This window comes from Streptomyces sp. NBC_01166 (assembly GCF_045039765.1).
Taxonomy (GTDB): domain Bacteria; phylum Actinomycetota; class Actinomycetes; order Streptomycetales; family Streptomycetaceae; genus Streptomyces.
On the sequence record NZ_CP108614.1, the window covers coordinates 166,412 to 189,119 of the forward strand.

A 22,708-nucleotide genomic window follows, 5' to 3' on the forward strand; every position below is an offset into this window, starting at 1 on the left:
GCGTCGGACGTCGATCTCGGGAGTGGTGGGTATGCAGGGCGTTATCTCGCTTCGGCCGCATCAGGTCGAGGCCGTGGACTCGATCATCGAGGGCCTCTCACTCCCCACGGACGGCTCCGTGCCTGCGGCGGGGCAGCGCGGGCAGGTCCACATGTCCACCAGCTCGGGCAAGACGATCACGGCGGCCGTGGCCGCGCTGCGCATGGTCCCCCGGGGCGTGGTCGGCGTCCTGGTCCCGACGCTCGATCTCCTGACCCAGACCGTTGAAGCCTGGCGGGCGGTCGGGCACAAGGCCCCGGCGGTCGCGGTGTGCAGTCTCGGGGCCGATCCGCTGCTGGACGCCCTCGATGTGCGGTGCACGACCAACCCCACCCAACTCGCCCTGTGGACCGCGCAGGCCGGTCCCATGCTCGTCTTCGCGACGTACGCGAGCCTCTCCCCCCAAGGCCTCATCGACGACCAGGACGACGAGGAGAACTGCGCGGCTCCGGGAGTGCTGGAACGCGCGCTGCGCGGTTCCTACGGGCAGCAGATGCGTCCGTTCGACCTCCTGGTGGTCGATGAGGCACACCGCACCTCCGGTGATCTCGGTAAGGCGTGGGCGTCCGTCCACGACCAGGCGCGCATCCCTGCCGAACGGCGCCTGTACATGACGGCCACCCCCCGACTGTGGGAAGCCGCACCCGGAAGTGCCGGCACGGACGAGACCGGCGGGCGCCTGGTCGCGTCCATGGACGACGAGCAGCTGTATGGGCCGGTGCTGTTCGAGTTCGGGTTGATGGAAAGCGTCGAGCGCGGAATTCTGGCGCGGTTCGAGATCGACGTGCTGGAGATCCGGGACCCGCAAGCACCCGGGCCGGACGCGTCGCCGGAGGAGCGGCGCGGGCGGCGGCTCGCCGCGCTCCAGGAGGCGCTGCTCAAGCATGCCGACGAGTCGGGGGTGCGGTCGTTCATGACGTTCCACGCCCGGACCATGGACGCCATGGCCTTTGCCCGCGCCCTGCCGGAGACGGCGGCCGAGTTCCACGCCACGGACCCCGTGACCTATCCGGGGCGGGTGGGTGCGGAGTGGCTGTGCGGCGAACACCCCGCCACGCACCGCAGGGTCGTGCTGGACCGGTTCGCGGACGGCATCGACGAGGACGGATGGGTCACCGACCTCGGTGTCCTCTCCAGCTGCCGCGTGCTCGGCGAAGGCGTCGACATCAGAGGCAAGCGCGGCGTCGGAGCCGTGGTGTTCGCGGACACCCGCAGCTCGCCGGTGGAGATCGTGCAGATCATCGGGCGGGGCCTGCGCCAGGACCCCGGCGAGGGAAAGGTGTCCCGAATCGTCGTGCCGGTCTTCCTGGAGGCGGGCGAGGACCCCTCCGACATGATGGCGTCCTCCAGCTACCGCCCCCTGGTCTCGGTCCTCCAGGGGCTGCGCGCTCATGACGAGCGGGTCATCGAGCGTATGGCGCTGTCCACCACGACCGCCCGGGGACAGGCCACGTCCGTGGTCGCACTCGATCCCGTCCGCGAGGAAGGCGACGACCAGGAGGACAACGGCGACGTCCAGGAGGACGACGCCGACCACGACATCGAGGCGGCGGCCGGCACCGAGACCGTCACTGACGAGGAAACGGCAGAGGACGGCACCGCCGAGGAGGAGGAGGAGGAGGAACACCCGGGCGCCAACGTGCCGTTGCTGCGGTTTTCCCTCCCCCGGAATCCCGGGGCGGTCGCGCTGTTCCTGCGCACCCGGGTCCTGCACCCCGACTCCGAAATCTGGCTCACCGGCTACAACGCACTGCGGACCTGGGCGCGCGAGCACGGCGACGCCCAGGTGCCGCTGGACGCGTCCGTGAAGCTCGGCGAGGACCGCATCACGTATGCGCTGGGCGCATGGGTCAGCGAACAGCGCAGGGCCTTCCGACTCGGCACTCTGAAAGCCTGGCGGACCGAGCTGCTGAACGAACTCGGCATGGTGTGGTCGGTCGCGGACGCCGGATTCTGGAAGAACCTCACCGCGGCTCGCACCTACCACGCGGTCCACGGCACGTTGGCTGCCCCGAAGGACGCGATGGTGCAGGGGGTGGCGGTCGGTCAGTGGCTCGCGAACCTCCGCAAGGCCGGCGGGCTCGGCAAGGACGAGGAGCGGGCCGCGCAGCGGCGGGCCGCCCTGGAGAGCATCGATCCGGAATGGTGCCCCGAGTGGTCCGTCGAGTGGCAGCGTCACTACGCCACCGCGCGCGCCCTGCTCTCCGAGGAAGGCGGGCTGACCGAAGTGCTGCCGGGGGTCGTCGTCCACGGCTGCGACGTCGGAGCATGGATCAACCGGCAACGCGAACACACCGTGTGGGAAAGCCTGCTCCCCGAACAGCGACAGCTGCTGGAAGGGCTCGGGCTGACACCTCTGCCCGCAGCGCCGGCCAGGAAGACGGCTCCGGCGGCCGGGGCATTCGAGCGAGGTGTCCTCGCGCTGGAGCAGTACAAGAACCGCACCGGGACCGTGACCGTCCCAAGGGCCCACATCGAAACCGTGATCGTCGACGGAAAGGAACACCCCGTGAAGCTGGGTGTATTTCTCACGAATTCAAAGACCCGCCGGGCCAAGCTCGCCGCCGACAAACTCGCCGTGCTCGCCGCCCTCGGACTCGAGTGGGCAGCCTGACAGATCAGTGCGGCGCACGTCTCTGCCATGGCTTCGTCGATTGCTGAGGACAGCGTTTGTCAACCCGCTCCGCTGTTAATTCTGCTCTCGCTCCTATGTAATGACAGGAAGCCAGTCAGGGCGCAGGTGAACTTCGGTTGGTATTGGGGTACCGACTGCTTCGAGGAGCCCAGATGGAGCAGGTCCAGTAGTCCCGTCGAGGTACACGTGGCCGCCGCAGAACCTCGCGTCGTCAAAGTGCACACTGCCGCCCGAGAACGTCGCACCGTGGAAGTGCACACTGCCGCCCGAGAACGTCGTGGTCATGAAGCGCACGCTGCCACCGGAGAACCTCGTATTGCCGAAGTACACGTCACTACCGGAGAACCTCGCGGCAAAGAGGTCCACGGAGCTGTTGGAGAAGGTCGTGCCAGTGAAGAGCACGTGGCCGCTAGAGAAGTTCGTGCCGACGAAGTGCACGTCGCTGCCGGAGAACGTCGCGCCGGTGAAGCGCACGCTACTACCGGAGAACGTCGCGACACTGAAGTGCACACTGCCGCCGGAGAACGTCGCGCCGTCGAAGCGCACGCTGCCGCCGGAGAACGTCGCACCGTCGAAGTGCACATCGCCGCCGGAAAACGTCGCGCCGGTGAAGTCCATCACGCCGTCGATGGTGACCCCCGTCAGATCAAGGTTGCATTCTTGCCACGAGCGGTGAGTGCCCTTTGGGATGCGGTAGTGCTCCCCGATAAGCCGCAGGATTGTGTGCCGTACTTCGCGCAGTGCGAGGTACCGGTTTTTCTTGTCCTGATGAGCGTCACGTCGTTCTTCAGGGGGCGGAGTCCCGTCGGGCAGGGTGGGCAGGTCGCCGGGGTCGGGAGAGAAGGGCAGCCGGAGGTAGGCGCATAGGACGTCGATGCAGGTCTGGCGCAAGTCGTCGTCGGGGGCGTCGTCGGCGAGGCCGGCCAGGGCGTGGACGCCTCCGAGCCGGACCGCTGGTGAGTCGGATCCGAGTTTGTCGACGGCTTGGGAGAAGCGTTCGGTGTGTAGGCGGGTGGCGTCGCGGTGGGCGCCAGCCTCGTCGACGCGCTGGCGGCGGTAGGCGACGACCAGGGCGACGAGCGCCCCGGCCCCGGCGACCACTCCGAAGGAGAGCTTCACCAGGTCAAAGAGCGTCTTGGCATCGAGCTTCTTAGTGTTGTCGATCTCTTGGAAGTCCAGCAGGTACACCAAGCCCATGAAGATGCAGCCCGCTACCAGGACCGCGACAAAGAAGGAGAGGGTCAGTGCTCGGCCGACCCTCCACAACCGCAGCTCCCGATCGTTCGGCACAGACGGCGATCTTCGAGTGACTGTCATGACGATGAAGACAAACCCCGAACGTCAACGGTTGCAACCGCCCCCGGCCGGTCACTTCAGCGAGACACACGCCTTCGTGGACAGGCCCTTGAACTGCACGCAGATCCGGGTACCGCGCGGGTACACCGGGCCCGTGTGCCCGTCCCTGCCCCATGACGTCTCCACGAAGGTGCCGCCCACGCGCCCCGCGCGCTTCCAGCCGCCGCCGGTCTTCCAGGTGCCGCCGGGCTTCTTGACCAGCCACCGGGCGGTGCCCGAGCGCACGCCCTCCCGCGAGGCGTACACCCAGCCCACCCCACGGGCCGAGGAACCGCGCTTGTACCAGTAGTGGGCCACCGCTCCCGGATTGCAGCCAGCCCTCTCCCCTGCACACGCGTTGACCCGCTTGTCCACGTAGGCCCGAGCCGCCGTGGGAGCGGACACCGCAGGAGCGGCGGCCAGGGGCACGAGGACAGCGGCCAGGGCGGCAGAGATGATCATTCGTTGCATGGGCGGCTCAACGTGCCTGGTCACCCCCGCCGTCACGGGCAAAGGGGCCGGTTCACCCGAAGTCGTTGCCCCCGCCGGACGTCGTTGGAGGCGGTCTCAGCGGGAGATCCGTTTCTTCAGGTGAATCGGTGTCGCGATCGGGTGACGTAGCGCCGATGCCCCGCTGCCCGGCAGGGGGCGGCTGCTACATCACGTCTCGTGATGATCTCCCTGATGCGACGCGGCCTGCCCGCGCTCGCCCTCGCCGCCCTGCCCCTGCTCGCCACACCCGCCGCCTCCGCCGGCACTCCCCTGCCGGTAGAAGAGCAGCCCTTCACCACCTACGCCCCGGCGCAGACTCCCGACGGTCTCCCAGGTGCCCGGCGGTCGCTGGGGCTTTTCGAGGCGGTCGACCGGCTCCCGGTCGCCGAGGAGCACCGGGCGGGTTACCAGCGGACCCTGTACAAGCACTGGAACCGCGGACTGAACGCCACGGACGGCTGCGACACCCGCCGAGAAGTCATTCTCTCCGAAGCCGTGAACGCACCCCAGGTCGCGGCCGGCTGCAAACTCACCGGCGGCTCCTGGCGCAGCGCGTACGACAACCTCGTGGTGAGCGACGCCGGGAAGCTCGACGTCGACCACTTCGTGCCGCTGGCCGAGGTGTACGACTCCGAGCAGACACCGTGGAGCGCCGAGCGGCGCGAGGCCTACGCCAACGACCAGGACAGCCCGGACACGCTGATCGCGGTCTCCGCCGCCTCCAACCGGTCCAAGAGCGACAAGGACCCCGCGCAGTGGATGCCCACGGACGGGGCCTACCACTGCACCTACGCCGCGACCTGGGTCGCAACGAAGCTCCGCTGGGACCTGGCCGTCGACGACGCCGAACGCCAGGCCCTCCTCGGCACCGCCGAGGACTGCTCCGGTACCACCGTCACCTACGAGCCCGCGCCGTAACCCCCGTTCGGCTGCGAGCCGGCCGGAGGTGCCGCATACGACTGCGCCCGCCCCCAGCAGCAAACCGCGCCCGTGGCGGGGCGCTCCCCCGCCGGTCACCACCAGCGGATGCCTGAAACCGGTGCGGCACCCCGGTGGGTGGCTGGCAGCCTGAGCTGATGACCGAGCACACACGGCCGCGGGTCTATGGGGCCGACCACGACGGCACCGACCCCCACGCCACCCGCCCCGACCACAAGTACGTCCCACTGGACGGGGGACCGCTGGACGGGCAACTGCTGGACGTCACCGGCCTCACCGCCGACGAACGCACCCTCGGCGCCTACCTGATCACCCCACACAGCGCCTACGGCCCTGGCGGACGAGCATCCTACGCACCCACCTTCAGCCGTCCTGACGGTCCGTGGGTCTGGGAAGGCGACGTGCCCTGACGATCGCAGCGGCGGCTGTCTCTTCTTGATCCACTCGGGCTGGCAAGGGTGTGGATGGTGGCCGCACCCCTTCACGACAGGGGCGTTGGCCGGCGGGGTGGTGGTATCGCCGGTAGGAGCTCCCACAGGGGACGGGATCCGCCTGCCCAGGTGGCCAGGGTGTGCCGGTCGACCAGGTGCAGTCGCTGGGACGTGGCGAAGTCCTGGGCGGGCCTGGTGAAGCGGCCGTTGGTGACCAGGACGATGACGTCGCCCTTGTGTACGGGGCGTCCGGTGCCGTTCAGTACATGCAGATCGGGTGTGCCGACGGCTGCTCCGGCGAGGCCGGAGCGGCGGTGTTTGCATTGGATGACCCAGCGGCGGCCGTGGGGGTCGGTGGCCTTGACGTCAGCTCCGTTGTCGCCGGCGCCGCCGACTTGGACTGCGTCACGGCAGCCGTCGCGAAGCATCAGATCCCGTATGGCGTGCTCGAACTGGCGGTGATGCAGCTGGTCCAGACGTGCCATCGGGTACCGCAGGGTCCTTGTCTGAGCTTGTTGTTGCCGTTCCTCCTGCACGCGGAGCCGGAACCAGAGGAAAGCTCCGGCTCCTGCCGCAAGCAGAACAAGAGGGAGAACCCAGGGGTTGGAGGCAAGCCAGTCCATCAGCCTGGATATCAGCCACACGAGGACGATGACACCGACGAGCACTTCGCCGCCGGTGTAGGCCTGCTTGCGCTTCCGTGAGCGGGGCCGGCGTCGTGGGGCAGGTCGGCGGGCCGTCATCGGCTGCTCCGGTCCCAGGGGATCGGATACGTCACCGTGGACCGCGGCGCCGGCCGCGCCGGAGCCTTCCGCGTCTCGGGGAACTTGATCGGGTACGAGATGGTCGGCTGAGGCCTCGGCCTGGTCGTCGACTGCTGCGTCCCGGGGAACTTGACCGGATACACCGGTGTCGGGCCCGGGCGGGGTGTTTCCCCCGGGTTGTCGGCCGAGCTCGACGGATTACCGAGCACGACCACCGCCAACCCGACCATGACCACGATGGACATCTCCCGGCGGCCGCCCGCAGCCCACCGGGAATGAGCCTTCACTCTCGTCCCGTCCCTGCGCATGTACTCCCGCACCCACGGCACAACGAACCCCCTCCCCCACCAAGCCGCGCCCCCTTGCGCAGCCGATCCATCAAAGCAGCCACCACTGACAACCCGTCACCAGAAGATCACTTCCGGTCACGCGGCCTGAACAAGACCCCGAGGGAAGCGGCGGGAGGTGGGCACACATGGAAAAGCCCCGATTGGTTGGGGGCCAGCCGGGGCCGATAGGGGCATGGGTGCGGAGGGCGGTCGCCTCTCGGCAGAGGGCTCCATGGGGCTTCAGCCGACCGATCTTCCCCATGGGCTACAGGTGAAGCCCGGGGACACTGTCCCATCCTCACCCACAACAGCCCGGCGTTGTTCCAGGCGTCTGGCCTACGTGTTCGACGGCGGAGTACTCGGCAAGGACCGGCTGGCGGGGTCCACTTGCAGGCGGAGGAACTCGACCAGATCCGGGAGCATTTGGTCGAGCGGCTCGCCCTGCGGGTGGAGGCGTGCGTGCGGGCGCGCGAACAGGGACTGACGGTCTGCCTGGAGTACGTAGCGCCGGTATGGGCGGCAGCCGCTCGGCAATCGGCTGGACCGACTTACGCCGACCGTCCAGCATCAGGCCCCGCGGATTACACGCATCCCACCGCGGCTGATCTCGCCGCGGCGACGACCCGAACACATCACCCACGAACTCCGCCAACTCACCGCGGAGCCGCTCGGCATCCCCCAGCATCGCACCCCAAAGGATGCCCACTACCAGGGAATATCACTCAAGGGTACGGAGCGCTACTGCGTGTAGCTACGCCGCTCGCTGTGGACAATCCCCCACTCATCCTCCTATCGAAAGGCGATGGGTTACTATCGATTTTCGATAGAAGGAGTTACCATGGGGAAACTGACCGTGCTCGCACTACGTACCGTGATCGTGGTGTTGCTCACCGGTTCCGTGTTCGTGCAGGGGGTACTGGTGCCGCTGCTCGCCCGCGATCTGGACGGGCTGGACAAGGATGTTGCGGACCTGCCTCGTATTCCGATCCTGCTCATCGTCGTGCTGGGCATTGTGTGCGCCGAGGTCGTCCTCGCCTGCGTGTGGCAGCTCGTGACGAAGGTTCGTCGCGGGACGGTGTTCTCCCCTTCCGCTTTTCGGCAGGTGGACATCGTGACCGGCGCCTTCGCGGCAGCTGCGCTCCTGCTGTGGGCGCTCGATGCCGTCCTGGCACCGGGTGAAGCCGTCGCACCAGGCGTCGTCCTCCTGATCGGCGGTGCCGGCCTCGCTGTGCTTGGAGTCGCACTGATGGTCCTCGTGCTGCGCACGCTGCTTGCCCAGGCAGTCGCACGCGACGCCGAGGCGGCCCAGATGCAGGCCGAGTTGAACGAGGTGATCTGATGCCGATTGCTGTCGACATCGACGTGATGCTGGCCAGGCGGAAGATGTCCGTGGGTGAGCTCGCCGAACGTGTCGGGATCACTCCGGCCAACCTGGCGGTTCTCAAAAACGGGCGCGCCAAGGCAGTGCGCTTCTCGACGCTCGCTGCGCTCTGCGAAGTTCTCGACTGTCAGCCAGGGGACCTCCTGCGCTGGGAGGCAGCCGACGAGCCGGACGAACTACCCACCCAGGACGCTCCGGTCGCGACCTGACAGCCGGACCAGAAGGCGGCTGAGAGGCTGCCCCGACAACGCTTCGCTCCGAAGGGAGACGGCGGCGCGGGCAGCTGCAGCGCTGGAGGCAGGCGAGATCGGGCAATCCGGGCCTGGAAGGACTCGGCCACCGATCGGGCACCGGTGGTCGCTTACTGCCGAGACGGGGCTTGCGCAGCGACAGTGCTGTAGGTCCTGGCCGTTTCAGGTGAGGCCAGAGGCCATCACTTGACCTCCCCGGCACCGCTTGTCCTGGGTCAAGCTCCAGGGGGCCGACCGGCGCAGCCGGTGCCTTGGGCCGGTCACGGCGGTGGTGGCGGTGGCGCGCGCAGGCCCTCCTGCAAGGCCGAACACGACAACGATCACCGCACACACTTTCTCCATCTCTCTTCACGTGATGGTCACAAACCTCGGTATGCTCCAGGACGCTACATTCGCACCAAGAGGGGGGAATCCTCATGCGTATCCGTCATGCCCTGGCCGCCGCCGCAGCTGCCGCTTCGGTCATCTCGCTCGGCCTCGTGGCCGGCGCCCCGGCCCAGGCAGCCGAGTACTCCTCGGCCCTGAAGATCAAGGGTGTCCAATACGACGCCCCCGGCAGCGACTCCAACAAGTGCTCCGGCGGCAACACCGCGAACGAGTACCTGACGATCAAGAATTACTCACGCACTGCGACCGTCAATCTCAAGGGCTACGTAGTCAAGGACGCCGCCGGCAACAAGTTCACCTTCAAGGCGACCCACAACCTGCAGCCCGGCGACTACATCAAGCTCCGCGGCAACCGCGGCACCGACTCCGACGCCAAGAACGTCGTCTACCGCCAGAACTGCAACTTCATCTGGAACAACGACAAGGACACCATCTACCTGTACAAGCCCTCCGGCGCTCGCGCCGACGTCCACTCTTACACCAAGAAGGCCAACGACCGCGACGGCAACGGCTACATCACGTACCACGGGTAATCCCCGCGCAGCCAACGGTGCGAAGCGCGTAGGACCGTCCTCCGCATTGCGGCAGCCGGCCTGAGACCGGTCAGCAGACCGGCCCATCGGCGCTCGGCGGCGCACCACCGGGTTCTCCGGGCCGCGCACCGTCGAGCGCCTTGTGGGGAGTTACTGGATCTGGACGTAGAAGCGGTCGTTGGTCTGGTAGGGGCGTGGCAGGGTGGGGTCCCAGGCGAGGACCCGGTCATCGACGTAGTACTTGCGGAGCATGCCGCCAGCGACGCGGTTGTCGGTGGCGGGGATGGACTTCACTGAGAAGTCGGGCCTGGGGTGGCCTGCGCCTTCGAGGGTGGAGGCGAAGGGGTATTCGTCGCACTGTTCACCGGAGGAGGGTCGGGTGGGCAGGCCGGTGTCGAGGTACTTGAGCCGCTCGGGGCCGGTCTTGAAGCAGGCGCCGTCCTTGTGGTCCTTGTTCGCCTTGGACTCGGCGGGGTGCAGCTTCTTCGTGATGCGGTGCAGGCCCGGTGCGTCAGGATTTCCGGCGATGTACTTGCCGGGGATGTTCTTGTCCCTGGGCCAGGGGACGCCGGGCGGTGCGAGGAGCGGGTAGGTGGTGTTGGGGCGGTTGTGGGCGGTGTCGATGTGTTCGGCGACGGCGTGGTGGGTGGAGCCGAGAGTGTAGGTGAGGTACGGGGTGACCTCGCTGAAGATGCACGCCTGGGGGTACTTCGCCTTGCCCAGGTTGAAGTAGGCGGCGGAGTCACAGCGCAGCATGCGGGCGGGTGTGCGGCCACGGACGAGGGTTTTGTACTCCTCGTTGTCGGTGTAGAGCTCGACCCTCCACTGGTTGTAGGAGATCTTGTCGCGGCCTTCGCTGACCCGTTCGTGGTTGTAGACGTCCCAGTAGGCCCAGTCAGGGTTGTTGTCCCAGGTCGTCCACGGCATTGTGTAGGCGCCGCGGCTGGCGTGGCAGACGTCGGAGTCCTGTACGCACTGACCCAGCAGAGACAGTGGGACGTTGGGGGCGACGAAGATGTTGTCGAGGGGCCCCCAGTCGTAGTCGACGGAGTCCTTTTGAATTTGGGCGAAGACGCGGGCTCTGCGGTCGTGGTCGTCGCCTTGGGAGAAGACCTCCAGCTTGGCGGTGGTGGTGCCTTCCTCCTCGATCGGGATGCCCTTTGCATCGATCGACCAGTAGACGGCTTCGACGTTCACCCGGGTGCAGTAGGTGAAGCGGTTGAACACCCGGCCGATACCTGTTTCAACGTTGTCGCCCTTGAAGCACGCCTCGCTCAGCGCCGGATCGGGCCGGTCCCCGATCGGCGCCGCAACGAACGACCCGGGGCCCTCGGCCTGGGAGGACGGCTGCGGGTTCGCAGTGGCCGCCGCATTCGATGCTTGCTGACCGCTCAGCAGCGTGAGCGCCGGCCGCACACTGCGCGCTGAGGTTTCGCCGGAGGCCGGCCGCTTGGCGGATTGCACGGTAGGAGCGGGCTTCGGGAGGCCGGTTGTGCCTTCCGCTTGGGCTCGTGACCCCTGAGCACGCAGTTCGGCCAGCGTCTCCTGGCTGACGCCGACCCTCATCGTGATGGTCGTGGTCTCTGCCGTGGAGGGCCCGGCGAACTGCGTGTAGGTGTTGGCGGGTGCGGGCTGAGCGGTGGCGAGGTGAGCGGGTGAGGTGAGAAGGGCGGCTGCGGTGCCCACGGCAAGTGCTCTGGCACGCCATGGCCTGCGGTATGACATCACTCAGTTCCCCCTTGCGTACTCGCTTCCGGGCAGGCGAAGCCGTCTACCCGTTCAAGGCATGTAGTGATGACGCGTAACCGAGCGTGACAGGCCGTCACGAAGCGAAACAAGGCGCACAAGGGGGCTCACGCCCTTGAGTCACCCTTGAGGGCGGCTGGCGGGAGACATTCCCCGGCTGGTTGTTCTCCCCTCGCACAAACAAGCGGCCCCGAGTAATCTCACGCGCCGATGACGCTGATGCCTCCGAGCCACGGACCCTCAAGGTGGTCATCTTCCAGCTGGACGCCGGTCACCTCCCGCAGCGCCAGCGCAGCGCGCTCGGATGGCTCCAGTGCGGCGGCTTCTCCTGACGGTTCGCCGTCTGCTGTATCGGGAAACCCGGCCGCGGTCAGGGCCTCCCCTGCCGAGCCGAAATCTTCGCCGAAGCGTCTGCCGGTGACGGCGTCGAGCCAGCCGAGCACCGCGCCATTCACCGCCATATGGACCGTCAACTGGTTGGGATCCTCATACGCGGAGACCGCGGTCCGCCCGTCCCCGGACAGAGCCGCCAGCACCTCTTGGTTCGCTCCCACCCAGCCGGTCGTGCCTTCGAGTTCGACCACCAGGGTCCAGCCTGCTGCCACCTCGCACCCCAGCAGCAGTACGCCGCTATCGTCGCCGAGGACGAGCCGCTCGGTCGCCCGTTTCAGCCCATCAGGCATCACCCCCAGGGCCGCGACACCCATACGTTCCAGCGCTTCCGAAGGGTCCCCGGGCGCCAGCGTGACGCACCAGGCCTCCCCGAACAGCTCCGTCAGATTCACCAAACCGACCCCTCCCGGACTTGGCCCAGCCAACGCTCTGCGCCAAACAGTGCACCACGCGGTATCACCGTTCACCGGCACCGCCTCGGTCAGCGTGATCGTGTCAGCTCGGTAGGTACACCCCGTACCCCGTCATCGGTCTTCGGCGACCAAACCCCTAGGAGCTGTCCGGCCGATCATGCAATTCTTGGCTCGTGATTGATCACGGTATTGCTCTGCCGTACTACCGTCTCCATGTGGTGCCTGCCGTCGTGGCGCTGGCGAGCCCGACATGGCAGCGAGAGGTGTGGCTCGATCCGGGTCAGTTCGAGGACCTCAACTACACGGTGCATGTGCTTTTCGACGACTTCTGCGATGCGGGCAATCCGTCGCCCTGGCTGGGGCAGTGTCTCCGCAGCGAGGAGGAGGTTGAACTGATGGCAGGTCTTGGTACCGCCTACAACGCGGTGCAGGACTCGATCGGCTCCACGGCCCGCGACGAGGTCTATCTGGATTCACCAGGCTGGTCTGCCGTGGTCGCCGCGGCAGCCCGGTTGGCCCAGGTGATGGTGTCCAATGATCGCTCGGCGTTGAGCAAGCTGCATGACGCCGGCTATCGCCGGCCGCGGCGCCAAGCCGGTTGTGTCCGGGACGGATGACCAGCACGGCGAGTCATGACCACAGCTTTTCAAGTGGTCCTCCATCTGGCCGGGGCATCACCCAGCCTTGGCGAAGTGCGCAGCACCGAACGCCTGCACTCCGCCCTCGGCCACCTCCCACCCATCTCGAAGCCCAGCATCACCGATCCCAGGCGACAACGAACACCGCCTGAAACCACAAAACCGGCCGCGTGTCGCCGCACGGAGCACTGCCTCCAAGGCGACACAGTGACAGCGGGTACGCGCTCAGCTCTCCAGCCAGCCGCCGAGCGCCGACCCAGTGCGGCTGCCGGGGGACTCAGCCCCCGGCAGCCGCAGCACCAGCTGTGGCTGCCGGGCCCACGGGCTGCACCCCCTACGCCCCCCGGAGCCACAGCCCCCGCCACGCCGCCGGTGGCGGCTTCCACCTGGTCTCTCCGAGGGATCGGTCCCTGAGATCAAGTACGCGGCTGGACCGGCGACCACTCCTAGCCGTCCCACCATCCACACCACCTCACGATCCCGTAACCGGCCCCCGGGCCCCTCGTTACCAAGACCAAGGCGATGCAGATCTACCCCTGTGGGCTGCTTGCCCGTCGAACGCCCCGCAGGCTTCACTGCGGGGCGTTCGACGTTCCCCTCCCCTCCCCTCCCCTCCCCTCCCCTCGCCGGGCGACACGATGCGCCCACCCCGATCCGGGAGGCCCTCACTCGCTCCTGTGGACTGACCGAGAGGGTGAGGCTGCTGGCATTCCGAGTGTCGCGGGGTGGCGGCCCGGTGGTTATGGGGGACAACACGAGCACGGCAGGTCAGCGGGGCAGCCGGGCAAGGGTCCGCCTCTCTGGCCTGCCCCGGTTCACGGGGCGCCCGCAGGACCCGCAGGGGCAAGTCAAGCGTCCCAGCGCCCGCATCTCAATTTTTTACGGACTGACGGGAAGCCCAGTCGGGTCAGCGCTCGGTCGGTCCTCCACAACCTCAGCTCCCCATCATTCGGGGAGGGCCCGTGAACGCCGGCGGTGTCTCATGCGAATGGAGACACCGCCGCGCCATCGACGGTTGCCGCCCACCGGTCGGCAATCCCGGGCGGCAGCGGCTCTCCAACCGGCCGCGAACCGACTGCGGTAACAGCCCTGGGGTACACGGGAGTTCTCGACAGCCAACGGAGGGGACCTCGATAATGAGCCACCAAGGGACGGACGACCCGTCGGAACTCGGCGATCTCGAACCCGGCACCCGGCAGCGGGAGCAGTTGCGCAGCCGCGTCCAGAACATCGCCCTCACCGCGCTGGTCGTGGTGCTTCTCCTGTGGGGGATCTGGTCCACTGTCGGCCTGATCAGAGGCGAGTCCGGGTGGGCGTACTGCGCGGTGGCCTGGATCCTGCTCGCCGTAGCCCTGTACGTACGTCTGCTCTCCTCCCGGCGCAGGAACCGGCTGGACGAGACTACATAGGGGCAGCGGGGTGGGCGCACCGACGAGGCCATCGCCCTCCAAGAAGCCGTCCTCACCGACCAGGAACGACTCCTCGGCCCAACACCCCGACACCCTCACCGCCAGCAAGAATCTCGGCCCGCCGGCGCCTGGCGGGCGGTGGCGCCTGGTGTGAGGGGGTGGCGGCGGGATGTGGCGGTGCGCCATCCCTTCCGCTCATGCCAGACGAGTGCTGGGGTCGGCGGGTGCGGGCCGTCCAGGACAAGCACGGCCGCCACCAGGTCGTCGGCAGGGAGCTGAACGTCGGGTGCGGCGGCCGCTGTGGGCCAGCCCTCACGGTGCAGCGCTCGGCCGCCACAGCCTCACCGCCGGCGCACTGGTGCCCGCTGGTTGGTCGGCGTACTGCCGTCCAATCAGCCACTTACTTGCTTGGTACCGGGCGGTCCGCACCTGGTTTGCAAGAACGCCGGCGCCCGTGGGGTCAGTGCTGTGCGGCGAACCTGTCTTCGATTGCCTTGACTACGAGGTCGGGGCGTTCCGTCGGCACCTCGTGGGAGGTGCCCTTGGCGGTGACGAGCGTCCGGTTGGGCGCTTCCTTGACGAATGAGGCCGCCGCATCACGCCAGTGCTGGGCGTCCGGGGGAGAGCCTGCGAACGGGGTCTTCTCGGAGACGATGACCGTTGCAGGCACTGAGGTGGGCCACACCACCTTGTGGAAGGCGTGGTGTGCTTCGGCGAAGCCCTCCGCGGTAGAGATGAGCTGGCGGTTGGCCGGCTTCTCGGGGTCCTTCTTCGCTGCGTCGACGTCCGGCTGGGTCGCGGCGACGAGGCGGGGGATTTCCTCGTCGGTGAAGAACTGAGGGAGGTTGGCGTCGACCAGGACCGCGCCGGAGAGCATCACCGGATCGTCCTGGGCGAGGTTGTTCGCGATCTCGCCGGCCTGGGAGTGGGCCACCAGGGTGACGTCCTTGGCGACGCCCAACTGTTTGAGGCCCGCCTTGAGGTCACTGACGGCGCTCTGGACCTTCCACGCGCCGGGCACCACGTCGCTCTTACCGAGGCCGGCCCGGTCGTAGGTGATGACGGTGGCGCCGGTGGCCGCGTGAACCTTGGGGGCGATGTCCTTCCACTGCGAGGAGTCCTCGCCGCCGCCCGAGTCCAGGACGATGGTGGAACCGTTGCCTTGTATGGCGTAGAAGGCCAGGCGGTGACCGTCGTTGTCGACCATGTGCAGCTTCGCCTCGGCCGCCTTGCCGGTCCCCGCAGAGGCGGACGGGATGGCGGACGTAGAGGCCGAGGAGCCGGCCGAGGAGTCGTCGCTGCTGCACGCCGTGGCGGCGCCGGCAGCCAGGGTCAGCACGGCGAGAGACGACAGCACGCGGTACATGGACCGGTACCTGCGGGGGGTGCGGGACATGAGTGATCCTTCAAGAGCAGAGGGTGCGCCGTGTCTGCCCAATCATTCGAGATCCCGGCAGCTCGCACGATCCGGCTGACATGTCTAATGGTGGTGGCGCTGGGACCAGCGAGCGCGGTGGGGTTATCCCCCGCGAGCGACCGCTGAGACTGTGGATCATGTGGGCCTGGTCACGGGGCTCACGCGTGCGCTTTCACGAGGCTGGGCAGGTGGAGCCGAGGGGCGGCGGCACCGTTATACGCGACCCACTGCAACCTCAAGTTCGGCTGCGGCGCGGCCTCCCTCGGCACCGGAAGCAGATTGGGACGCGCGTCCTACTGATGAAACGCTCACGGCGATGCCCGCCCCGATGAACGAGGGGCGTTCATCAACCGACCGAGAGAATGGGGCTCACGCACCCCTGAACTGGGCTTATCCACAGATCGGTTATGCACAGGGCTATGCCCCTGCCCGCTCCGTGCCCCTGATGCCGCGACCGCACGCTCCCGGGATCACCACGACGTAGTTATTGGCGGTGGCCGTGTACGCACGACCGGAGAGACACAGATTGAGTGCCGTCGAGCCCGTACGAAAAGCCCGCGCTGGTAGTCCATCCGGGAGGCCAGATCACGAGCGACCACGAGCGTGGCCGGCCCCGACCGTGGATACAGACCAGACCCGACCAGCCAGACAACCGAGCGGATCCAGGCGCGCGGCTCCGACCGCCGTGATCGCGTGGTCGCGGGCGGCACCCATTAGCATGGCGAGGCAAGGGCATCGCGCAAGGCTGGCTCCCACGAGGAGGGGAAGTTCGGCGCGGCCGTCCTGTCCGCGCACGAGCCGGAGCTGACGGACTTCTACACGGGGCTCGGCTTCACCCTCTCCCCCGACGGCATTGGCATTCCCACCCCGACCGGGGCTTCTCGGTGAGGCCGCTGCGCACCGGTATCCAGATGGAACCCATGGCCACCCCGTACGGACGACAGCTGGTCGTCCGTGGCGTCCGGCCTGTCCCTGCGCGCTGACGTCAGCGGCGGGTGACTGCGTAGCCCGCGTCGCTGACGGCGCGGGACCACACGTCGCGGCCGAACCACTTGGTGGATTTCGACTGCAGCTTGGTGATGGTGCGCATCCGGCAACGTTGATGACGACCGGGTACAGGTCGCCGCCAGTCTGCGCCAGCGAGTCCGGCACCCCGGCGATGACCAGGGCGAGCTCCGGATTGTCGATCGGATTCGGGGCCTGCCCGACACTCTTCCCGCTGCTGCTCTCCTCGTATGACGCCAGGCTCTGCACGAGCCGGTCGGCGGTGACGGAGGCGTCGAAGGAACCGCCAGGCGGAGCGCACCTGGATCCCAAGCCGCTCGGAGACGGTGGTGATCTGCTTCTCGATCGTGTCCACCACGGTCGCCGGCGCAAGGGTCACCCCCGGCGGGCCAGCTCCGCCAACGTCCGGTCAACGGCTTCCTTGAACGCCTTGGTGTTACGCACCAAGGCGTCGTAGGCGGGCGGGAGCAGGGCCGGACGGCTTCACCTGCATCGGTGAAGCGGAAGCTAAGCGGCTGCGGTGACTTACAGCTGTTGCTGGACCCACCAGAAGCCGAGACCAACCAGTCCCGCCCCTGTGGCATAGGCGGCGCCTCGGAGTGCGCTGGAGAGCAGGGCATGGCGTCGACGGAGAAGCCAGTGCTGTGCGCGGCGGACCCGCCGGACGGTGGCTGAGCTAGGTGAGCGATGGCTGCTCTGCACGAGGTGACTCCGCTTCTTGGGGGTGTTGTTTCGCAGTCCGGCTGGGGCTGGGCGGATTGAGGAGCTCCACGACCAGGTTCGTCGCTGACTGAGAATCGTTTGAGCGCTGGGCAATGTGAGGATCCGCCTGCGGTGGGTCTTCGCGCGCAGGTTGGATGTTGTTCAGCTGACAACGCCGGGTTGTTCGCAACAACCCTTGAAGGGGCGTCAAGCGTGACTGGTGCGAAGCGGCCAGGTCGTCCGTGGGCGACGGCGAAGGGGCCCTGCACTGAGATCAACGATCTTGTCGGCATCGTCCGCTCATGGCTGGACGAAGCCGCCTTGAGCGTTCCGGCGTTGCATGTCCGGCTTGTCTCTGATCACTTCCATGACGGAGTGGTGCCCCCGCTTAGGAAACTACGGGACCGGCTCGCTGGTGACGGACTGACATGGGACCTGGTTGAGGCAGTGGCAGACTCGTGTTTCCACCACGAACCCCAGCCAGCAACAGATCGCCGTTTAGCCCCCGCTCGATCCGTGTGGGAAGCCGCTGAGTCGAACCCCACGGTGCTCGCTGCCAATGGCGAGCCAGCCGTGTCCGTCCGTGAGGTCTTCCAGGCCCAGGAGCGAGCTCTCAACGCCCTGGAGGAACTCAACCGAGTACGACAGGCTTATGAAACCAGCGAGCGAGCACGCAATCAGGCGTTGCAGGTCGCCACGGTCCTCTTCAACCTTCTAGGGCAGGCTCAGGCCCAAATTTCCGGGCTTACACACCGCCTGGATGCTCTGGTTTCGAGGCCAGGTCCCGGAGTCGCGAACACTGGTCCCCTGCGTCACCGCCTAGGGCGCGCCACGGTGCAGAGAGGTGACCTGGAACTTCACCTTGCCCGTGCGGAAGCCGAACGAGTGAGGGCTCAGGCTGTTGCGGACATGGCTGCACGCCGGATTCTTGTACTCGAGGCTGAGATTCAGGATCTACGGACCGCTGGCAATCCAGGGTTCCCACCCCAACCGGACTCGAGCATCCAACTCCCCCAGCAGCTCACCGGTCCTTCCGATGAGGACAGCACTCTTGACCGGGTCGACGAAGCGCTCGAGACTGCCCGCTTCGTACTCGACCGTGAGCACGAAACCGTGGAGGAGATCGCTGACGAACTGGGGTGGCGGGACCTCCTCGGAGACCCACGGCCAGGCATGGGGGAAGCCGCGATCCCGAACGGGCCCGAAGCTGACGGCTGGGGCGTTGGCGAGGGGAGGTTGTCCGGAACAACCCCGGATAACCCTCCCAGCAGGAGAGATGGACCAGGAGCCGAGCTCGTCGTACGAAGGGATTCAGACCGGATTCGGTTCGTCGGATCCCGCGACCCGGCGTATCTCCCGCGGCATGGACCTGGACGAGATCGTGCTGGGGCTATGCAGGGCCAGCGTGCCTACATTCGCCGACGCTGTATTGGTCTACCTCCGTGACCCCCTCCCCGTCGGTGACGAACAGCCGGTCAGTCCGTTCGTGCTGCGGTTGCGTCGCTTGAACCAATTACACGAAGACGACAAGCATGCACCGAATTTCATCGACCTAGATGTGCTCGACTTGAGCGAGATCCGTCCCGGTAGTGCACTGGCGGAAGTACTGCGCGGGGTGCGGCCGGTCTTCGGGGACTCCGCCGTGGCCCGCGTCGCCCTGCCCGAACTGCTGGGAGCCGGCCGGACCGTGCCGACCGGGCACCGCGCGATCCTGGCCCCGCTCCGCGGACGCCGCCGAGTGATCGGCGCCACTGTCTTCCTCCGCGGGGCCGGACGCCCTGCCTTCGATCCGGATGACCTATTAGCCGCTGCCCAGCTTGCTACGCAAACTGCGCTCGGCATCGACAAGGCCGTGCTGTACGGCCGAGAGGCCTACATCGCCGACGAGCTCCAGCGCACGATGCTGCCCGACTCCCTGCCGCAGCCCACGGGCGTACGCCTGGCCTCGCGCTATCTCCCGGCCGCCGAGACGGCCCGGGTCGGCGGCGACTGGTACGACGCGATCCCGCTGCCCGGCAACCGTGTCGCCCTGGTCGTCGGTGACGTGATGGGCCACTCCATGATTTCCGCCTCGATTATGGGGCAGCTGCGCACCACCGCGCAGACCCTGGCCGGCCTCGATCTGCCGCCGCAGGAGGTCCTGCACCATCTGGACGAGCAGGCGCAGCGGCTCGGCAGCGACCGCATGGCGACCTGCCTCTACGCGGTGTACGACCCCGTCGCGCACCGCATCACGATCGCCAACGCCGGCCATCCGCCGCCGGTGCTGCTCCACCTGGGCGGCCGGGCGGAGGTGCTGCGGGTGCCGCCGGGCGCGCCGATCGGTGTCGGCGGGGTCGACTTCGAGGCCGTCGAGCTGGACGCCCCGGCCGGCGCCACGCTGCTGCTGTACACGGACGGACTGGTGGAGTCCCGGATACGGGACGTCTGGACGGGCATCGAGATCCTCCGCGAACGCCTCGCCACGACCGCGCAGCTGGCCGACCCGGGCCAATCGCCGCCGCTGGAAGCGCTCTGCGACGACGTTCTGGACATGCTCGGGCAGGGTGACCGGGACGACGACATCGCCCTGCTGGCGGCGCGGTTCGACGGGATCGCGCCGAGCGATGTCGCGTACTGGTTCCTGGAGCCGGAGGACGCGGCGCCCGGCCGGGCCCGCAGGCTGGCCCGCAGGGCGCTGAGCCGGTGGGGGCTGGACGACCTGTCGGACGAGGTGGAGCTGCTGGTCAGCGAGGTGGTGACCAATGCCGTGCGGTACGCCGAGCGGCCGGTGACGCTGCGCCTGCTGCGTACGGACATCCTGCGCTGCGAGGTCGGCGACGACTCCCCGCAGCTCCCCCGGCAGCGGCGCGCCCGGGAGACCAACGAGGGCGGCTGGGGGCTGTTCCTCGTCAACCGGCTGGCGCGGCGGTGGGGGGCGACGCGGCTGTCCACGGGCAAAGTGGTCTGGTTTGAGATGACTCTGCCACCAAGATGACGCTTCGGACTATCGACCTCATAGATCGCCAAGCGGTGTTACCTGGCGGGCACTGGCTGACCTGCTGCGCTCCTCTACGGTCGACCTGTCGGTGCTGGTGGTGTGCGCTGTGTCCCTCGCCCGGGCGTGCGGTGCGGCTCGCACCTCATCAGCAGCGGTAGCCGTTCGGAACGTGGAGAAGAGCCACGAAGATCCAGACCATGACCGCAGCGCCGGCCGTGCCACCAAGGAGGGCAACGGCGAGGTTCCAACGTCCTACGTAGCCAATGAGCGCACCCCACCACACTGCCGAGATGATCGTGAGCAGAGCCCCGTAGAAGATCAGCGCAAGACTGTTGGCCGCGCCGTTCACTCCGACGTCGCATGCGCGCCAGGCGGCCGAGAGGAGTACAGACCCGATTACGCCGGTGGCCAGGCCTCCTACGGGGGCGGCCACACAGCCCCACTGCCCGCGCGTCACTTCCGGGTCCTGACCTGCGGGACGTTCTCGCCGTTATGCTGCGCTTGCTCCATCTGGTCCATCGCGTCGTTGATTCCTTGCCGGAGCTGTTCCTCGGTCAGGTCGTCACCGTACTTCTCGTAGAGGTCGATCCCAACCCGCATCGTGATCTGGTCGCCTTGGTCGTCGTCTCCCGTGAGCACCGTTTCTCCGAGGGAGGCGCCCTGGATCAGGGTGTCCGTGTCGAAGCCTGCGGCCCGGCCGACGTATCCGTAGTGAACGTTGGAGTAGATGTCGTAGAAGACTTCGCGGTTCGTTCCGGGCTGCTTGAAGTAGTAGTCGTCGATCGTCTGGAGGTCGTACCGCTGCTGGAGCTGGGGCTTGTGGTCCCAGTCCTGGCCCGGGGCCACCTTCGCACCCCACATCACCATCGCCGCGTTGATGTCGGATCCGTAATTCCGCCCGAACTCATACCATTCCGGCTCATCAAGCAGGGCCTTTATGTTGCCGACGGTGTCCGACTTCGCGTTCCGCTTCATCTCCTCAAAGATCCACTTCTCCGCGTCGGTGAACTTCTGCTCGCTGCGCTCCTGCCCTGTCGGGGGGATGACGGGCGTGGCGGTGGCGTTGAAGCCTCCGACCGTGCCGTCAAGCAGGTTTCCGTCCACAACCACGGCTTCGAGCGCTTGCTTGACGGCCTTGTCGAATTCGTCCACGGCGCGTACAGCTGCAGCGATGTGCGAGGTCCAAGACTCCTCCACACCTTTCAGGTCCGGGTCGTGGCGCAGGGCATGTTCCTGCGACGGATCCTTGAGGCGTGTGAAGTCGAAGCCGGCCCGTCCTGCTGCCGAGACCGCCATGCCGGCGGCCACCGCGTCGTCCCGGGCCGATTCGACCTTCTTCTTCAGGTCCACGAAACCGGTGTGCGCGTCTCTCAGGATCTTAGACCGTGTCCTACATGGCCAGTTGGTAGTTATACTGGGCATGGGGAGTGGACGGTGGGGATGGATCGTTCCGGACGGACTGTGGGAGATAGCGGGGCCGTTGCTGCCGCCGGCTCGGGTGCGCCCGCAAGGGGGCGGGGTCGCGAACATCAATGATGAGGCGGTTTTCGCGGCGATCGTCTACGTGCTGGTCAGCGGGTGCGCCTGGCGGGCCTTGCCGCCGTGCTTCGGGGCGTCGAAGTCGACCGTGCACCGCCGGTTCGTCATCTGGTCGAGAGCCGGGGTGTGGGGCCGGCTGCATCAGAAGATTCTCCAGCTTCTGGACGAGCGGGACTTGATCGATCTGTCACGGGCGGTCCTGGACTCCGCGCACGTTCGCGCTAAAAAGGGGGCGAACTTGCAGGTCCGAGTCCCGTGGACCGGGGCAAGCCAGGTTCCAAGATGCACGTCCTGTCCGACGCGGACGGACTGCCCCTACGCGTCGGGCTCTCCGCGGCCAACACCCATGACAGCCGGGCCCTGAAGCCGATGCTGTCCCATTTCCACATGGGACACGAATCCCACGCGACGGAATCGAAGCCCCGCCGCCTTCACGCTGACAAGGCGTACGACGTCCCTCACCTGCGGCGATGGCTCTGGGGCAAGCACATCGGGGTGCGTATCGCCCGCAAGGGCATCGAGTCCAGCGAGCGGCTCGGTCGACGCAGGTGGGTCATCGAGCGCACCATGTCCTGGCTCACCGGATACCGCAGACTCAACCACCGCTACGAGCGGAAACCAGGCAACTACCTGGCCTTTCTCGGACTCGCAGCCACCCTCTGCTGCTACAAACGGTTCCTCAAACTGACCATGTAGGACACGGTCTTAGCGACCGACTTTGCCTCGGTTTGCGCGGACGTGTATTCGCGTCGGGTCGTCGCGAACTTCGTGTGCGCCGCTTCCACGCTGAGCCCGTGCCAGTTCTGCCCCAGCGTGATCTTCTGGACGGTCTCCCCGTAGCGCTTCCCGACCTTCGCTAGGTCGGCGGCCATGGTTTCCCATTTCTCGGCAGCCTTCGTCAGAGCACTGAGATCGGTCGTCATGACTTCCTGATACGTCAGCACGGGCCG

At 67.4% G+C, this 22,708-nt stretch carries 18 protein-coding genes and 2 pseudogenes; 10 read left to right on the forward strand and 10 right to left on the reverse strand.

What is annotated here, in order from left to right; genetic code table 11:
* Positions 1–31: 31 nt before the first annotated feature.
* The gene (locus OG379_RS40430) at positions 32–2,653 is read left to right on the forward strand and encodes a Helicase associated domain protein (protein ID WP_331735253.1); all 2,622 of its coding nucleotides are present in this window, start codon (positions 32–34) and stop codon (positions 2,651–2,653) included.
* 93 nt (positions 2,654–2,746) lie between these two features.
* Here the strand turns inward: OG379_RS40430 and OG379_RS40435 are convergent, their stop codons facing one another.
* Positions 2,747–3,991, reverse strand: a complete 1,245-nt coding sequence (locus OG379_RS40435) for a pentapeptide repeat-containing protein (RefSeq protein ID WP_405668966.1) — start codon at positions 3,989–3,991, stop codon at positions 2,747–2,749.
* Positions 3,992–4,042: 51 nt separating this feature from the next.
* Positions 4,043–4,471 (reverse strand): hypothetical protein, encoded by a 429-nt coding sequence (locus OG379_RS40440; protein WP_331735259.1) that lies wholly within the window; start codon positions 4,469–4,471, stop codon positions 4,043–4,045.
* A 210-nt stretch (positions 4,472–4,681) separates the two neighbouring features.
* Between OG379_RS40440 and OG379_RS40445 the strand changes: the two genes are divergently transcribed.
* On the forward strand, positions 4,682–5,419 hold the full coding sequence (locus OG379_RS40445) for an HNH endonuclease family protein (RefSeq protein WP_331735683.1): 738 nt from the start codon (positions 4,682–4,684) through the stop codon (positions 5,417–5,419).
* Between the two features lie 158 nt (positions 5,420–5,577).
* Complete coding sequence (locus OG379_RS40450) at positions 5,578–5,850, forward strand: hypothetical protein (RefSeq protein ID WP_331735262.1); 273 nt, start codon at positions 5,578–5,580, stop codon at positions 5,848–5,850.
* A gap of 71 nt (positions 5,851–5,921) precedes the next feature.
* On the opposite strand, the gene OG379_RS40455 is transcribed toward OG379_RS40450, so the two are convergent.
* Together OG379_RS40455 and OG379_RS40460 are read right to left on the reverse strand one after the other, a co-directional pair.
* Positions 5,922–6,614 (reverse strand): restriction endonuclease, encoded by a 693-nt coding sequence (locus OG379_RS40455; protein WP_331735264.1) that lies wholly within the window; start codon positions 6,612–6,614, stop codon positions 5,922–5,924.
* Positions 6,615–7,481: 867 nt separating this feature from the next.
* Positions 7,482–7,649 (reverse strand): annotated as a pseudogene (locus tag OG379_RS40460) (IS701 family transposase); the annotation flags it as partial.
* A gap of 153 nt (positions 7,650–7,802) precedes the next feature.
* On the opposite strand from OG379_RS40460, the gene OG379_RS40465 reads away from it, so the two are divergent.
* The 3 genes from OG379_RS40465 to OG379_RS40475 all read left to right on the forward strand — a co-directional run bounded on the left by OG379_RS40465 (position 7,803) and on the right by OG379_RS40475 (position 9,516).
* Positions 7,803–8,303 carry a DUF2975 domain-containing protein gene (locus OG379_RS40465; RefSeq protein WP_331735268.1) on the forward strand — a complete coding sequence of 167 codons (501 nt, stop codon included), beginning with the start codon at positions 7,803–7,805 and terminating at the stop codon, positions 8,301–8,303.
* Positions 8,303–8,554 carry a helix-turn-helix transcriptional regulator gene (locus OG379_RS40470; RefSeq protein WP_331735271.1) on the forward strand — a complete coding sequence of 84 codons (252 nt, stop codon included), beginning with the start codon at positions 8,303–8,305 and terminating at the stop codon, positions 8,552–8,554. Before OG379_RS40465 ends, OG379_RS40470 begins: the two co-directional genes overlap by 1 nt.
* 458 nt (positions 8,555–9,012) lie before the next feature.
* A complete protein-coding gene (locus tag OG379_RS40475) occupies positions 9,013–9,516 on the forward strand; it encodes a lamin tail domain-containing protein (RefSeq protein ID WP_331735277.1) in 504 nt (167 codons plus the stop codon).
* A gap of 150 nt (positions 9,517–9,666) precedes the next feature.
* Here the strand turns inward: OG379_RS40475 and OG379_RS40480 are convergent, their stop codons facing one another.
* Positions 9,667–11,202: a NucA/NucB deoxyribonuclease domain-containing protein gene (locus OG379_RS40480; RefSeq protein WP_331735280.1), complete on the reverse strand. Its 1,536-nt coding sequence runs from the start codon at positions 11,200–11,202 to the stop codon at positions 9,667–9,669.
* 260 nt (positions 11,203–11,462) lie between these two features.
* Complete coding sequence (locus OG379_RS40485) at positions 11,463–12,047, reverse strand: DUF6461 domain-containing protein (protein ID WP_331735686.1); 585 nt, start codon at positions 12,045–12,047, stop codon at positions 11,463–11,465.
* Positions 12,048–12,241: 194 nt separating this feature from the next.
* Between OG379_RS40485 and OG379_RS40490 the strand changes: the two genes are divergently transcribed.
* Both OG379_RS40490 and OG379_RS40495 read left to right on the forward strand, forming a co-directional pair.
* The gene (locus tag OG379_RS40490) at positions 12,242–12,685 is read left to right on the forward strand and encodes an SCO4402 family protein (RefSeq protein WP_331735283.1); all 444 of its coding nucleotides are present in this window, start codon (positions 12,242–12,244) and stop codon (positions 12,683–12,685) included.
* Positions 12,686–13,842: 1,157 nt separating this feature from the next.
* Positions 13,843–14,115: a hypothetical protein gene (locus OG379_RS40495; RefSeq protein ID WP_331735286.1), complete on the forward strand. Its 273-nt coding sequence runs from the start codon at positions 13,843–13,845 to the stop codon at positions 14,113–14,115.
* A gap of 460 nt (positions 14,116–14,575) precedes the next feature.
* On the opposite strand, the gene OG379_RS40500 is transcribed toward OG379_RS40495, so the two are convergent.
* On the reverse strand, positions 14,576–15,511 hold the full coding sequence (locus OG379_RS40500; RefSeq protein WP_331735289.1) for an alpha/beta hydrolase: 936 nt from the start codon (positions 15,509–15,511) through the stop codon (positions 14,576–14,578).
* 2,901 nt (positions 15,512–18,412) lie between these two features.
* Here OG379_RS40500 and OG379_RS40505 point away from each other — a divergent pair.
* Positions 18,413–20,216: pseudogene (locus tag OG379_RS40505) on the forward strand (SpoIIE family protein phosphatase).
* 148 nt (positions 20,217–20,364) lie between these two features.
* Here OG379_RS40505 and OG379_RS40510 read toward each other — a convergent pair.
* Together OG379_RS40510 and OG379_RS40515 are read right to left on the reverse strand one after the other, a co-directional pair.
* Positions 20,365–20,568, reverse strand: a complete 204-nt coding sequence (locus OG379_RS40510; protein WP_405668972.1) for a hypothetical protein — start codon at positions 20,566–20,568, stop codon at positions 20,365–20,367.
* Positions 20,569–20,672: 104 nt separating this feature from the next.
* Complete coding sequence (locus OG379_RS40515) at positions 20,673–21,569, reverse strand: polymorphic toxin type 44 domain-containing protein (RefSeq protein WP_405668974.1); 897 nt, start codon at positions 21,567–21,569, stop codon at positions 20,673–20,675.
* Between the two features lie 70 nt (positions 21,570–21,639).
* Here OG379_RS40515 and OG379_RS40520 point away from each other — a divergent pair.
* A protein-coding gene (locus OG379_RS40520) for an IS5 family transposase (protein WP_331735298.1) occupies positions 21,640–22,454 on the forward strand; the annotation gives its coding sequence in 2 pieces (ribosomal slippage) (positions 21,640–21,982 and positions 21,982–22,454; 816 coding nt in all).
* Here the strand turns inward: OG379_RS40520 and OG379_RS40525 are convergent.
* Positions 22,424–22,702: a hypothetical protein gene (locus OG379_RS40525; RefSeq protein ID WP_331735301.1), complete on the reverse strand. Its 279-nt coding sequence runs from the start codon at positions 22,700–22,702 to the stop codon at positions 22,424–22,426. The two genes, OG379_RS40520 and OG379_RS40525, sit on opposite strands and share 31 nt — an antisense overlap.
* Positions 22,703–22,708 lie beyond the last annotated feature (6 nt).